Raw genomic sequence first — 13,867 nt, forward strand, 5'->3', positions numbered from 1 at the left:
GAAAGCCGGGTCATGCCGCGGCGGGGAAGAGGAGCAGGCCGTCGCGCGGCAGCCAGAGGCGCAGATCGCCGCCGGCATCGTCGGGCAGGGTCGTGGTCTCGACGCGCAGGGTGCTGCCGCCGAGCTCGAGGCCGAGCTGCCAGCGGCCGCCGATATAGGCGCTGCCGCGCAGCCGCGCGGTCACCACCGTGCCATGGGCGTCGCTGGCCTCGCCGGGTTCCGCCAGGCGCAGCTGCTCAGGCCGCGCCGCCAGGGTGACCGCGCGGCCGGCGCCGGGCGGGCGCGGCACCGCCACGCTGACCTGCTGGCCGTCCTCCAGCGCCAGGCGGGCCTCGCCGGCGGCTTCCGCCAGGACGCGGGCGGGCAGGAAGTTGGTGGTGCCGATGAAGTCGGCGACGAAGGCCTCGGCCGGCGCCTCGTAGATCGCCCGCGGCGTGCCGAGCTGGGCGATCCGCCCGCGATTCATCACCACCACCCGGTCGGAGAGCGACAGCGCCTCGATCTGGTCATGCGTGACATAGAGGGTGGTCAGGCCGAGGCGCAGCCGCAGCGCCGCCAGCCAGCTGCGCGCCCGGTCGCGCAGCTTGGCGTCCAGGTTCGACAGCGGCTCGTCCAGCAGCAGGATGCTCGGCTGATAGACCAGGGTGCGCGCCAGCGCGACGCGCTGCTGCTGGCCGCCGGACAGCATATGCGGGTGGCGGCCGGCGAAGGCCTCCATCTCGACCAGGGCCAGCACCTCCTCGACCCGGCGGCGGCGCTCGGCGGCGCGGACGCGGCGCAGCGTCAGCGGGAAGGCGACATTGTCGAACACCGTCATATGCGGCCACAGCGCGTAGGACTGGAAGACCAGGCCGCAGCCGCGCGCCTCCGGCGGCAGGTAGATGCCGCGCGCCCCGTCGAAATAGGTCTTGCCGCCGACCACGATCCGCCCGGCATCGGGCTGGTCGAGGCCGGCGACGGCGGCGAGCGTGGTCGACTTGCCGCAGCCCGAGGGGCCGAGCAGGGTGACGAACTCGCCATCGGCGACGTGCAGCGACAGGTCGTCGACGGCGGCGACCGGGCCGAAGCGACGCGCCAGCCCTTCGATCAGCAGGTCAGCCATAGAGCTTCACTCCGAAGACGGCGCGCACGGCGCCGACGCAGGCGGCGATGATGACGATCTGGATGGTGGCCAGCGCCGCGACGATGCCGGCCTGGCCCTCGGTCCAGAGGTTCATCAGCGAGGTGCCCAGCACCTCGCTGCCGGCCGAGAACAGGAAGATCGCCGTCGAATAGTCCTTGAAGAAGCTGATGAAGAGCACGGTGTAGCAGGCGACCAGCGCCGGACGCAGCAGCGGCAGGACGATGCGCCGCGTCGCCGTCCACCAGTCGGCGCCCTGCACCCGCGCCGCCTGGTCGAGGTCGGGGCTGATCTGCAGCAGCGTCGGCGCCACCGCGCCGAGCCCGGCCGGGATGAAGCGCATGGTGAAGGCGAGGGCGATGATCCAGATCGAGTTGCGCAGCCCCCCGAGGTCGGGCAGCAGCGCGAAGGCGTAGAAGAAGCCGAGGCCGGCGATCATCCCCGGCACCGCGCGCGGGAACAGCGCGACGTAATGCAGCGCCGCGCGGTAGCGGAAGGCCGAGCGGTGCACGATGGCGGCGATCAGCGCCACCAGCAGCGTGGCGACCGCGCCGCCGATCGCGCTGATCTGCAGCGAGTTCCAGATCGCCCCGGTATAGACCGGGTAGTCGATCAGCGTGGCGAAGTTGTCGAGCGACAGCACCTCGGCCAGCGGCACCATCGGCGACAGGAAGCTGGTGAAGGCGCGCAGCACCAGGACGGCGATCGGCGCCAGCACGGCGGCCAGCAGATAGGCCATCACCAGCGCGACCAGCGGCCAGCGCCAGCGCAGCAGCCGGAACGGGCGCGGCCGCGCCGCCTTGCCGCCCAGGGTGACGAAGCGCCGCGTGCTGCCCAGCAGCCGGGTCTGCAGCCAGATCAGCCCGCAGATCACCAGCAGCATCAGCAGCGCCCCCGTCGCCACCAGCCCGTGGTCGGGATTGGTGGTGGTGATGCCGACCTTGTAGAGGAAGGTGGTCATCACCGTGATGCGCGCCGGGTCGCCGAAGACCAGCGGCACCGACAGCAGCTCCAGCGCGATGGTGAAGTTCATCACCAGGCTGTAGGCGATGGCCGGCATCATCAGCGGCAGGGTGACGCGCCACAGCGTGCGCAGCGCGCCGGCGCCGGCGATGCGCGCCGCCTCCTCCAGCGTCGGATCGGCCAGCGCCGCCGAGGACATCGAGTAGAGATAGGCCAGCGGCGCCTGGGTCAGCCCCGCCACCAGGATCATCCCCGGCAGGGTGTAGAGGTCCCAGAACGGCTCCCCCAGCGTCGACTGCCACAGCGCGGTGACATAGCCGGAGGGGCCGTAGAGCGTGTACCAGCCGAAGGAGAGCACCAGCGCCGAGACATAGAGCGGCACCAGGAACAGCTCGCCCAGCAGGCGGCGGCCGGGCAGGTCGGTGCGGCTGAACAGGATGGCGGCCAGGCTGCCGATCAGCTGCGCCAGCAGCGTGGTCAGCGCCGCGAAGACCAGCGTGTTCCAGACGATGCGGCCGAAGCCCGGGGTGGCGAGCAGCCGGCGGAAATTGCCCAGCGTCAGCACATGCCCGGCGTCATAGAGCGAGGTCGCCAGCAGCGACTGGTACAGGATCGGCAGCAGCGGCGCCGCGACCAGCAGCAGCACCAGCAGGCCCAGCCCGTATTGGATCGCCAGGGCGCGATGCGCGAAGCCGCCGGCCGGATCGGTGGTGCCCGCGCTCACCGGCCGGCGATCCGCTTCCATCGCTCGACGAAGGCGGCGTAGTCGGCCTCCAGCGCCGGGTCGTGGCGGACGACGAAGACCGCTTCCTCGCCGCCCGCCGCCTCCACCACCGAGCTGTAGGTATGCGCCACGCCGTCGCCGGGCCGCAGCCCGGGCAGCGCCGGCGTCAGCCCGCCGCGGCCGAAGGCGGCCTGGCCTTCCGGCGACAGGGTGTGGTCGAGCAGCAGCTTCGCCGCATTGACGTGGCCGGCGCCCTTCGGCACCGCGATGCCGCGCGGCATCAGCGCCTGGTCGCCCTCGGTGAAGCCCCAGCCCAGGATGCGGGCGCGCGCCGGGTCGGCCAGGCGCGGCCAGAAGGTGATGACGGAGACGAACCAGGCGAAGGCGAATTCGCCGGTGGTGACCTTTTCGGCGATCACCCCGCCGCGGTCGCCGAAGCGGGGTCCCGCCTCGGCGACCTGCTGCAGCCAGTCCCAGGCGCGGTCGCCATGCCGCTGCACCAGCGCGTGATGCGTCAGGAAGCCGAAGGAGCTGGCGCCGGGGTCATAGCTGGTGATGCGGTTGCGCCAGGCGCGGCCGCTGCCGGCGATCAGGGCGATGGCCTGGTCGAAGGTCTTCGGCCGCTTCGCCTCCGGCACCAAGCTGTTGTTCCACAGGAAGGTCATCGGGTCGGCCGAGACGGTGTAGTAGCCCGGCACCGGCTTCGACCAGGCCGGCCAGGCGGCGTCCTCGGGCGAGCGATAGGGCAGGATCTCGCCACGCCGCTGCAGGTCGACCCATTTGCTGGGCTCGGCCACCGCCAGCAGGTCGGCGGTGCGGGTGTTGGTGGCGCGCTCGGCCAGGTAGCGGTCGAAGGCCTGGCCGCCAAGGTTCAGCGTCTCCACCCGGATGCCGGGGAAGCGGCGGGCGAAGCTTTCCAGCACCGGGCGCCAGTTGGCCGCCGACATATTGGAATAGACCAGCAGGCTGCCTTCCTGCGTGGCGGCCTCGACCAGGTCGGCATAGCCGGCGGGGTAGCCCTCAGGCACCGCGGCGCGCGCCTGGCGGGAGGCCAGCCCCGCCGTCAACACGGCCGCGCCGATCAGCGACCGGCGGTCGAGCTTTCCCATCCTGGCATGTCCCATAAAGACGATTCGTGTTGGTGTTGGACCGTATATATCGACCACACTTCGTCAATTGAATTCGCTGCGTGGCGGCGAAGAAGCGGTCCCGGCACGGCCTGAGGCCTGAGGATTCCGCTGGGCGGAAACCGACGGCATCGTCGGCCAGGGGAAATCTGCCCTCCAGCACTGAAGATTTTGGGAGACATCGCGGGAGAATGCGGCAGTCTGGGCGGTGAGTCATATTGACTCTAAAGCATCGTGCATAAATAGATAAAACGAACTCGGAGAGTTTGATATGCCCGATGGCCCCCCGGGCGCCGATCAGCAGCGCGCCGGCGCCGAGGCCACCCTGCCGCAGGCCGAGTACCGCCCCGGCGCGCCCGGCACGCTGGGCGGCCTGCGCGTGCTCGACCTGTCCCGCCTGGTCGCCGGCAATGTGCTGACCCAGCACCTGGCCGACTACGGCGCCGATGTCGTCAAGGTGGAGCCCGAGGATGGCGACACGCTGCGCCACTGGCGCGTCGACGGCGTCGAGACCAGCTGGAAGGTCTATGGCCGCGGCAAGCGCAGCCTCTGCCTGAACTTCCGCCACGCGGCGGCGATCGAGACGATCCGCCGCCTGGTGCCGGGCACCGCGATCTTCATCGAGAGCTTCCGCCCCGGCACGCTGGAGGCGATGGGCCTCGGGCCGGAGGCGCTGCTGGCGCTGGAGCCGAAGCTGGTGATCATCCGCATCTCCGGCTGGGGCCAGGACGGGCCCTATAGCCGCCGCCCGGGCTTCGGCACGTTGATCGAGGGCTTCTCCGGCTTCGCCAGCATGAACGGCTTCGCCGACCGCGCGCCGGTGCTGCCGCCGATGTACCTGGCCGATGTCACCGCCGGCCTCAGCGGCACCTTCGCGGCGCTCGCCGCGCTGCGCGAGGTCGAGGTCAATGGCGGCCAGGGCCAGGTGATCGACCTGCCGCTGCTCGACCCGCTCTACAACCTGCTCGGGCCGCAGGCGGCGAATTTCCGCCTGACCGGCCGGCCGAAGCCGCGCAGCGGCAGCCGCGGCTCCGGCTCCAGCCCGCGCAACGTCTATCGCGCCGCCGATGGCGAATGGGTCTGCCTCTCCGCCTCGACCCGGGCGATGGCCGAGCGGCTGATCCGCGCCATCGGCGGCCAGGCGCTGCTCGACGATCCGCGCTTCGCCAGCCCCGCCGCGCGCGCCGCCAACATGGACGCGCTGGACGGGCTGATCGCCGATTTCGTCGCCGCCCGCAGCCAGGCGGAGACCGTCGCCTTCTTCGAGCAGGCCGAGGTCACCATCGGCCCGGTCTATGGCATCGAGGGCTTCCTGCGCGACCCGCATGTGCAGGCGCGCGGCCTGGTCGCCGACTATCCCGACCGCGACATGGGCCGCTTCCCGATGCAGGCGATCCCGACCCGCTTCTCCGGCACGCCCGGCGCCATTCGTTCGCCGGCGCCCCGGCTTGGCGAGCACAGCCGCGCCATCCTCGCCGAGGCTGGCTTCCTCCCCGCCGAGATCGAGGACGGCATCGCGACCGGCCTGACAAGGACCGCCCCATGACCCTGCCTTCCGCCTCGCTGCCGCGCCGCCTGCTGCTGGGTGCCTCCCTGGGGGCTTCCCTGGGGGCGGGCCTCGCCCGACCCGCCTTGGCGCAGCCGGCGCGCGCCCGCACGCTGAGCTTCGTGCCCTCCTCCAACCTCAGCATCCTCGATTCCGTCTGGTCCGGCTCCACCGTCAGCCGCAACCACGGCTACATGGTCTATGAGAGCTTCTATTCGCTCGACGCCGAGGGCGTGCCGCGGCCGCAGATGGCGGAAGGCCATGCGGTGGAGGATGACGGCCGGCGCTGGGTGTTCCGCCTGCGCGAGGGCCTGCGCTTCCATGACGGCCAGCCGGTGCTGGCGCGCGACTGCGTGGCCTCGCTGCAGCGCTGGCTGGCGCGCACCTCGCCCGGCCGCAGCACCGCCGAGCGCGTCACCGCCGTCGAGGCGCGCGACGACCGCACCGTCGTCTTCCACCTGAACAAGCCCTTCCCGCATCTGCTGTGGCAGCTGGCGCGCGGCACGCCCTTCTTCACGCCGGAGCGCGTGGTCGCCGCCGCCGGCGCCCGGCCGCTGACCGAGATCGTCGGCAGCGGGCCGTTCCGCTTCAAGGCGGATGAATATGTCTCCGGCAGCCGCGCCGTCTATGAGCGCTTCGACGCCTACCAGCCACGGCCGGAGCCGCCGAGCTACACCGCCGGCGGCAGGCGGGCGCTGGTCGAGCGCGTCGAATGGCGCATCATCTCCGACCCCGGCACCGCGGTCTCGGCGCTGCAGGCGGGCGAGGTCGACTGGCTGGAGAATGTGCAGCCCGACCTGACCCCGGTGCTGCAGGCGGTGCCGCAGGTGGTCGTCGACCAGCGCGACCCCTACGGCAATTGCGGCTACATGCTGTTCAACCACCTGGCCGCGCCGACCAGCAACCCGGCCTTCCGCCGCGCCGTGCTGGCGGCCATCGACCAGGCCGAGGTGATGCGCACGGTGATGGGCGAGGACGCCTCGCAATGGCGCGCGCCGGTCGGCATCTACGCCCCCGGCACGCCCTCGGCCAGCGAGCAGAGCCATGAGCTGCTCGGCCGCGAGGGCCGCAGCCTGGACGAGCTGCGCGCGCTGGTCGCCGCCTCCGGCTACAAGGGCGAGCGGGTGGTGATGCTGCACCCGACCGACCAGCCCTTCTACGGCCCGATGGCCGAGGTGGTGGTGGCGAGCCTGCGCCGCGTCGGCATCAATGTCGACGACCAGAGCATGGACTGGGGCACGGTGCTGCAGCGGCGCACCAGCAAGCAGCCGGTCGACCAGGGCGGCTGGTCGCTGTTCTGCACCGGAGGCCCCTTCTACGAGGTCTATGGCAATCCGATCAGCGGCGGCATCCTGCGCGCCAATGGCCCCAGCGCCTTCTGGGGCTGGCCGGACAATCCGGCGGCCGAGGCGCTGATCGCGCAATGGGCCGATGCCGCCGACCCGGCCGAGCAGCGCCGCATCGCCGTCGCGCTGCAGAAGGAGACGCTGGAATTCGGCCATTTCGTGCAGCTGGGCCAGTACTTCCTGTCGACCGCGTGGCGGAAGAACCTGACCGGCCATCTGCGCGGCCCGGTCCCGCTGTTCTGGAACATCGCGAAAAGCTGAGGGGCCGACAGCATGACCGACTATCCCGAGGCCATCGCCATCACCGAGGAAGGCCCGCGCGAGGGCTTCCAGATCGAGCGCGGCCCGATCCCCAGCGCCGAGAAGGTCCGCCTGGTCGACGCGCTGTCGACCACCGGCCTCACCGCCATCCAGGTCTGCTCCTTCGTCGCGCCGAAGCTGGTGCCGGGCTGGGCCGATGCCGAGGCGGTGGCCGCCGGCTTCGCGCCGCGGCCGGGCATCGCCTATTCGGCGCTGTGGTTCAACGAGGCCGGCTTCGACCGCGCCCGCGCCTTCGCCGACCGCCTGACCCTGCGCGGCGGGCTGTCGATGGTGGCCTCCGAGGCCTTCATGCAGAAGAACCTCAACCGCGACCGCGCCAAGGGGCTGGCGGCGGCACGGCGGCAGACCGCGCTGCACCTGGCCGCCGGCATCCCGGTCAGCCGGATCGGCGTCATGGCCGCCTTCGGCTGCAACTTCAGCGGCGACGTCCCGGTCGCCGCGGTGCTGGAGGCGGTGCAGGACGGGCTCGACATCGCCGCCGAGGCCGGCACGCGGATCACGGGGCTGAGCCTGGCCGACACCATGGGCTGGGCCAGCCCGGCGCAGGTCGAGCGGCTGGTCGGCGCGGTGCGCGCGCGCTGGCCCGAGCTCGCGCTGCGGCTGCATCTGCACGACACCCGCGGCCTCGGCATCGCCAATGCGCATGCGGCGCTGCGGCTCGGCGTCGCGCAGTTCGACAGCACGGTGGGGGGCCTCGGCGGCTGCCCCTTCGCCGGCGAGGATGGCGCGCCCGGCAATATCGCGACCGAGGAGCTGGTGCTGCTCTGCGAGGAGCTCGGCATCGCCACCGGCGTCGACCTGGACGCGCTGATCGAGGTCGGCCACCTGGCCGAGCGCATCATTGGCCGCCGCCTGCCCAGCGCCGCGCTGCGCGGCGGCAGCCTGCGCCGCCTGCGCCAGCGCGCCGCGGCCGGCTGAGGGGGCGGGGGATGCTGCTCTACCTGCTGCGCCGGCTGCTGGCGGCGGTGCCGGTGATCGCCATCGTCGCCTTCGTGGTGTTCAGCCTGCTGCACCTGGCCCCCGGCGACCCGGCGGCGATGATCGCCGGCGACCATGCGACGCCGGAGGAGGTGGCGATGGTGCGCGAGACGCTCGGCCTCGACCGCGCCTTCCTGCCGCGCTTCCTCGACTGGCTTGGCCAGCTGGCGCAGGGCGACCTCGGCACCTCGATCTTCACCAGCCTGCCGGTCAGCACCATGATCGGCCAGCGCATCGGCCCGACGCTGGCGCTGATGACGGTGGCCCTGGCCATCACCCTGTCGCTGTCGATCCCGCTGAGCGTGCTCAGCGCGCGGCGGCCGGGCGGGCTGCTCGACCGGGTGCTGATGGGCTTCGCCGTGCTCAGCTACTCGCTGCCGGTGTTCCTGACCGGCTATCTGCTGGCCTATTTCGTCTCGCTGAAGACCGGACTGCTGCCGGTGCAGGGCTATGTGCCGCCGGAGGAAGGGCTCGGCCTGTTCCTGGCGCATCTGCTGCTGCCCGGCCTGGCGCTGAGCGGCGCCTATTTCGCGCTGATCGCCCGCACCGGGCGGGCCGCGATGCTGGAGGTGCTGCGCCAGGACTATATCCGCACCGGCCGCGCCAAGGGGCTGGGCGCCGTGCCGCTGCTGTTCCACCACGCGCTGAAGAACGCCGCCATCCCGATCGCGACCGTCGTCGGCATGGGCGTCGCCTCGCTGATCAGCGGCGCGGTGGTGACCGAGAGCATCTTCACCATCCCCGGCCTCGGCCGGCTGACCGCCGAGGCGGTGCTGCGCCGCGACTATCCGGTGATCCAGGCGATGGTGCTGCTGTTCAGCGTCATCTACCTGGTGGTCAACCTGGTGGTCGACCTGGTCTATGGCCTGCTCGACCCGAGGATCCGGCTGTGAGCGCCGCGGGGGACGCCGCCGGGGACGCAGCGGCCCTGGCGCTGCCGGCCGCGGTCGCGCGGGCGCCGCGCCGGCTGCCGCGCGTGCTGCGCCGCCATCCCGGCGCCTGCCTCGGCGGGCTGCTGCTGCTGGCCATGCTGGGGGTCGCCATCGCCGCCCCCTGGCTCGGCACCATCGACCCGGCGACGCTGCTGCCGCGGGCGCGGCTGCGCGACCCCTCGGCGCAATACTGGTTCGGCACCGACATGATGGGGCGCGACCTCTATTCCCGGGTGATCTATGGCGCGCGGGTCTCGCTGCTGATCGGCTTCACCGTCGCCGGCCTGTCCTGCCTGCTGGGCATGGCGATCGGCCTGGTCTCCGGCTTCCTGCGCGGCGTCGACGGCGTGCTGATGCGGGTGATGGACGGGATCATGGCGATCCCCTCGATCCTGCTGGCCATCGCGCTGATGGCGCTGCTGCGCGGCTCGGTGGTCACCGTCATCATCGCGCTGACCGTGGTCGACGTGCCGCGCGTCGCCCGGCTGGTGCGCGGCGTGACGCTGTCGCTGCGCGAGGAGGTCTTCGTGCAGGCGGCGATCGCAGCGGGCACCCGCACGCCGATGATCATCCTGCGCCACATCCTGCCCAACGCGCTGCCGCCGATCATCGTGCAGGCGACCTACCTGCTGGGCTCGGCGATGCTGGCGGAGGCGACGCTGTCCTTCATCGGCGCCGGCACGCCGCCCACCGTGCCCTCCTGGGGCAATATCGTGGCCGAGGGCCGCACCCTGTGGCAGGTCAAGCCGCATCTGATCTTCTTCCCGGCGATCTTCCTGTCGCTGGCCGTGCTGGCCGTGAACCTGCTGGGCGACGGGCTGCGCGACGCGCTGGATCCGCGCGAGGCCGAGCGGTAGCGGAGCAGTTCGGGCGATTTTCTGGCGGACACGGCAGGCGCAAGAACAGGCGCAGTTCTGCCGCCTCCTGGCGAGAAACGCGGCGATATTTCCGCGCCTCGCCAGGAAGGCTGCGCCGGAGGCAATTTATTCGCGCGCCGGCGTCGCCAGGCCGGACCGCCGACCCCCAAATGTTCGCCCAGGCATAACAGTGCTCCAGCCTCAAGCTAACTCGTTGACGTATAACGGTTCTACATCGAAAGCTAGCAATTCACCGCCCCCCTAAATCGCAGCTCCCAAGCCATTCTTCGCCCCACAACGTTGCTCTGCGGCGACCCCTATCAGCCGGGTGCGTTGTTCTTCTTCAGCGCTGGCCGAACGGTACTTGAACGCATCACCTGCACGCAACCGGCAGCCAGCAGTTGCTTGGCCCGGTTGGTCCTTTGCTTCGAAAGCTGCTGGAGATGATGGCGACACGTCCTGTCGTTGGCGGGAACCCGCCCCGAGTCAGTGACGCGTGCCGCCAGTCACGTCGACAGGCCGCTATCGGCATTGCGTCAGGAGATGACATTATTTCGGTAGCGGGCGGCCTTCGCCTCCGGGAAGCGATTTCCACTGGCGTCGAATGCCGTCTGAGGCCGCGCTATCGCCGTCACTGAAGGCCCGAAATGCATCGTAGCGGCGCTTCGATCATCCCGTGAGCGACTTTTCTGTTTAAGGCGCCCCACCGCCCCGGGAAAGGGGGCCAGCGGTCGAACGGCACTACGTGCCGGTAGCGCATACCGCTGGTCACATGCCGATCACACTGCCCCGCAAACGTCGTGGCAGCAGGGCTGCAATGCCTGCGGCGGCCCAAGCCTGGACAGGCTTTACTGCAATCACACGGCTCTTATTGGAGCCCGAAGCTCCCGGTGGCCGACTTACACTCGGTAACGGTGCTCCGACAGTTAGTTGTTCAGCCGCCTCGAGCGGGCGGCAGGTTTGGAGGCTGTCAGCGCCGATCTTCCCCGGTTACAACTCAACGATGAGCTCATCCGATACCGATCGCGAATTCCCAGGAAACCTACTGGCAGCGATTCTCGATGAGGAGGAGGGGGAAGGTGGCGCAAGCCAAGGTGGCGCTGCCGTTTTCCTATCCTTTCATGGACTTTCCTGGATCGGGCCTTTTGCGACAGAAGAGGAGGCCGTCGCCCTTGTTGCCGCACTAGGGCTGACGCGGAATAGGCGCAGTCCGCGTCCGGAATTGGGAGTAGCCTTCGCGAAGCCAAGGTCCATCTTTCCTCCACCGCGGCTGCTGAAAAGGCGGGTAGTGGCCCGCGTGCGCGACAGGCTCCCACTCGGATGGACGCTCTGGCTCGTCTGCAATCAGGATGGATTGAAAGAGTGCTTCATCCTGCACTCGCCGGATGGCTGGGTAGTCGGCACCTTTAGCAGCGAGGATGCTGCGGTGAGGTTTGCCCGGACCCGGGCGGCGGTCGTCGAGGGCCAGGACCTTACGGTTCCGGACGCTGCATATCACCCGGGCAAGGAACCCAAATCCTGAGGATATCTTGCGCAGTCCGGCTGCGTCTGTCGGCCAAGATGGCCTGAACCTCTTCCAGGTCGATCCGGAGCAGACAGCCACGTCCATGCCTTCGTTCGTGGTCAAGCGCCCATGCGCACCATCGCTGTGACCAGGAGAGGCGGCTCCGCTGTCTCGCGGATCCGCTCGTGTTTATCCATTGCCAGACATCCGTGTCGCGTGCCAGGGCGTCCCCCAAGTAAGCGACGTCACCGATCCGTATCAAATCGTCCAGCAACCCCAGCATGATGCGGGCGCCCAGCTTTATGTCCTCATCACCCGCGCTATCGCGATCTGCGCCGCGGTTCACGCGAGGTGCGCGACGTGCGCGAGGTGTAGCTCGGTTGCTGGGGGCAACGGCCAGACCAAGCCCGTCAACGCTTTCCGTTCTCGGCCTGTCGGCGTGGTGTATTGCCTGAGCCATTTCGCGTCCCTCTTCCCCGGCGGCATGAAATCGGTGCCCCTGTGGCGCGCACGACCGCGAGGACCTGCCTCCAGCATTGATCGGATGGGCCACCTGGCGGAAGCATCGTGGGAGTTGATCGGTCATCCCAGGCTGCAGGAGTTGCTCTTCGCCTGGAGCCGTTTGGCAGAAGACGAGGGGGCGCAGGTCCGCCGGTGGACTGCGGCACGGCTCGAGGAGGAACGGGGCGTCGTGCGACTTGCCGAGGCGTGCACCTTCCTGGGTGAAGCATTGACCCTGGGGGCTTCGGATCGCTCGGGGACCGCGTCGCCACCCGGATCCCACGGGTGGACCGGACGGCGCTCGCCATCGTCTGCGACGTCGCTCGGCTCGACGAAAGGGCAGCCAACATCCTCCGGGAGGGAGCTAGCCCGGAAGACCGAGCGATCCTGCGTCGGTTCCTAGATGGTCGGAAGCCGGGGCTGGCCGGGCTGGACCATGATTGAGGCCCTCTGAGACACTGATGACCGGCAGGCTGCCTGCGCCCAAGGTTTGAGGGCATGAAAGCCAGCTGCGACACTAGTAAGCAGGGGCTCCAGAGCATCGAAGCCATTTGGCAGCGCGGCAGATGGCGGGAACTGGGCGCGCCCCTGCGGCGTGCGCGATCTTTCCTGTTCGGCGTCAGCCCGCGTTGCACTCAGACGTTCGACGCCGCAGGTTTGAGGTGATCAGGTTGGCTGGACGGCCACAGTGTCGGTTCATGCCCATGGTGCGGTGTTCAGGCAGCCAGCTTCTTGGAAACGCCCAGCTGCAATGTGCGAACCTTCATGGCGTCTTCGGTGACCTTGAAGGTATCGGCAAGCTGCCGGAGCGTCGGTCGGCTCTGAACCGCGCGCAGGACCGAGATCTCCGGCATCAGGATGGCTGCGGCCATGCGGTCTGCTTCGCGCTCGATCGCCTTGTTCTCCACCAAGCTGCCAGGCGGCAGGCGGTGGGCGCCTGTTTGCACAAGCTCGGGATGCAGCACGACGTGCGCGACCTCATGCGCAACCGTATAGCGCTTCCGCGCCTCGCCTTCGGTCGCGAGGACGGTGACCTTGTACGATGGTGCGCCGTCCGCCCGTCCAGTCTGCACCACATGTCCAGACGCGTGCTTGTCCAAGCTTTCGACAACCTGGGCGCCGAAGGTGCCTGCAACACGTCGTACATCCAGCGCCTTGGGCTGGCTGCTGAGTGCCTCGATGACAAGCGCCTCGAAGTCGAAGCCGGGGCGCGCCGACACCTTGGACGGCACGAATGCCAGACCGGCCTCGGTGATGCGGTTGAGCTTGCGCTTCCAATCTCGCTCGACCTCGAACAGGCCCAGGTTGCGAAGCTTGGGCAGGGTGCGGGCGACGGTTTCTTCGGTATAGCCCGCCTTCTCGGCCAGCACCTGGTTGCTCAGGGGCTCCTCGCTCTGGGCAGCCGCGCGGAGCAGTGCTGCCGCCACGGGCTCCTCGGCGACCTTCCGCAGAGGTTCCCTGGCTGGCCGTGAGGCAGCGACCCCGAAGATGGTCACAGGGGTCGCGATCCTGCCAACCACCGAGTCGTCCCGATCCACGTCACCGGAGCCCACCAGCGTGGTCCCGAACACCTTCTGGAGCTTTGGCAGGACGGCGGCCAGGGCATCGGTGATGCCCTCCGCGATCATGGGCACGGCCATGTCGACCAGGACCTCGATCTCGGCAACGACGCCTGGGCGGTCGTCGGCGGCCACGGCGTCGGACAAGCGGGTCACCGAAGTCTCCAGCAGCTTCACGGCGTGGGCCATTGAATCCTCCCTCGCTCAGGGGAGATAAGCATGCGGCACACCGTGAATCAACTGACATCAACCAATGTTGAGCCTAGGCTCAGGACTCATTGATCCAGAAGAGGACGGTGGCCGCGAGGCAGATAGCGGAGAAGAAGGTGTGGGCGCAGCGGTCGTAGCGCATGGCGACGCGGCGCCAGTCCTTGATACGGCCGAACATG

Annotated in this window: 9 protein-coding genes and 1 pseudogene; 5 read left to right on the plus strand and 5 right to left on the minus strand. The window is 69.7% G+C overall.

Annotated features, from left to right (window positions below; translation table 11 throughout):
- Window positions 1–10: 10 nt before the first annotated feature.
- The 3 genes from GVN67_RS13560 to GVN67_RS13570 are packed head-to-tail and all read right to left on the minus strand — an operon-like array spanning window position 11 to window position 3,916.
- The gene (locus tag GVN67_RS13560; RefSeq protein ID WP_159996766.1) at window positions 11–1,102 is read right to left on the minus strand and encodes an ABC transporter ATP-binding protein; all 1,092 of its coding nucleotides are present in this window, start codon (window positions 1,100–1,102) and stop codon (window positions 11–13) included.
- Entirely contained in the window at window positions 1,095–2,807 is a 1,713-nt protein-coding gene (locus GVN67_RS13565) for an iron ABC transporter permease (RefSeq protein WP_235035288.1), read from the minus strand. The genes GVN67_RS13560 and GVN67_RS13565 overlap by 8 nt, the downstream gene beginning before the upstream one ends.
- A complete protein-coding gene (locus GVN67_RS13570) occupies window positions 2,804–3,916 on the minus strand; it encodes an ABC transporter substrate-binding protein (RefSeq protein WP_159996770.1) in 1,113 nt (370 codons plus the stop codon). The genes GVN67_RS13565 and GVN67_RS13570 overlap by 4 nt, the downstream gene beginning before the upstream one ends.
- A 289-nt stretch (window positions 3,917–4,205) precedes the next feature.
- Between GVN67_RS13570 and GVN67_RS13575 the strand changes: the two genes are divergently transcribed.
- Genes GVN67_RS13575 through GVN67_RS13595 form a run of 5 tightly spaced genes read left to right on the plus strand, consistent with a single transcriptional unit; the run spans window position 4,206 to window position 9,914 of the window.
- On the plus strand, window positions 4,206–5,480 hold the full coding sequence (locus tag GVN67_RS13575; protein ID WP_159996772.1) for a CaiB/BaiF CoA-transferase family protein: 1,275 nt from the start codon (window positions 4,206–4,208) through the stop codon (window positions 5,478–5,480).
- Window positions 5,477–7,087 carry an ABC transporter substrate-binding protein gene (locus GVN67_RS13580; protein WP_159996774.1) on the plus strand — a complete coding sequence of 537 codons (1,611 nt, stop codon included), beginning with the start codon at window positions 5,477–5,479 and terminating at the stop codon, window positions 7,085–7,087. Before GVN67_RS13575 ends, GVN67_RS13580 begins: the two co-directional genes overlap by 4 nt.
- A gap of 12 nt (window positions 7,088–7,099) precedes the next feature.
- Window positions 7,100–8,065, plus strand: coding sequence for a hydroxymethylglutaryl-CoA lyase (locus tag GVN67_RS13585; protein WP_159996776.1), 966 nt, complete (start codon window positions 7,100–7,102; stop codon window positions 8,063–8,065).
- An 11-nt stretch (window positions 8,066–8,076) separates the two neighbouring features.
- Window positions 8,077–9,018: an ABC transporter permease gene (locus tag GVN67_RS13590; RefSeq protein ID WP_159996778.1), complete on the plus strand. Its 942-nt coding sequence runs from the start codon at window positions 8,077–8,079 to the stop codon at window positions 9,016–9,018.
- On the plus strand, window positions 9,015–9,914 hold the full coding sequence (locus GVN67_RS13595) for an ABC transporter permease (protein ID WP_235035289.1): 900 nt from the start codon (window positions 9,015–9,017) through the stop codon (window positions 9,912–9,914). The genes GVN67_RS13590 and GVN67_RS13595 overlap by 4 nt, the downstream gene beginning before the upstream one ends.
- A 2,721-nt stretch (window positions 9,915–12,635) precedes the next feature.
- On the opposite strand, the gene GVN67_RS13600 is transcribed toward GVN67_RS13595, so the two are convergent.
- Both GVN67_RS13600 and GVN67_RS13605 read right to left on the minus strand, forming a co-directional pair.
- Window positions 12,636–13,667 (minus strand): ImmA/IrrE family metallo-endopeptidase, encoded by a 1,032-nt coding sequence (locus GVN67_RS13600; protein ID WP_159996780.1) that lies wholly within the window; start codon window positions 13,665–13,667, stop codon window positions 12,636–12,638.
- A 79-nt stretch (window positions 13,668–13,746) separates the two neighbouring features.
- Window positions 13,747–13,867: pseudogene (locus GVN67_RS13605) on the minus strand (IS5/IS1182 family transposase); the annotation flags it as partial.

This window comes from Roseomonas sp. 18066 (assembly GCF_902706185.1).
Lineage (GTDB): Bacteria > Pseudomonadota > Alphaproteobacteria > Acetobacterales > Acetobacteraceae > Pseudoroseomonas.

Bases quoted from the DNA above. Each gene is read 5' to 3' on its own strand.
- GVN67_RS13560 (WP_159996766.1), bottom strand. From the start codon at position 1,102: ATGGCTGACCTGCTGATCGAAGGGCTGGCGCGTCGCTTCGGCCCGGTC.
- GVN67_RS13570 (WP_159996770.1), bottom strand. From the start codon at position 3,916: ATGGGAAAGCTCGACCGCCGGTCGCTGATCGGCGCGGCCGTGTTGACG.
- GVN67_RS13575 (WP_159996772.1), top strand. From the start codon at position 4,206: ATGCCCGATGGCCCCCCGGGCGCCGATCAGCAGCGCGCCGGCGCCGAG.
- GVN67_RS13580 (WP_159996774.1), top strand. From the start codon at position 5,477: ATGACCCTGCCTTCCGCCTCGCTGCCGCGCCGCCTGCTGCTGGGTGCC.
- GVN67_RS13585 (WP_159996776.1), top strand. From the start codon at position 7,100: ATGACCGACTATCCCGAGGCCATCGCCATCACCGAGGAAGGCCCGCGC.
- GVN67_RS13590 (WP_159996778.1), top strand. From the start codon at position 8,077: ATGCTGCTCTACCTGCTGCGCCGGCTGCTGGCGGCGGTGCCGGTGATC.
- GVN67_RS13600 (WP_159996780.1), bottom strand. From the start codon at position 13,667: ATGGCCCACGCCGTGAAGCTGCTGGAGACTTCGGTGACCCGCTTGTCC.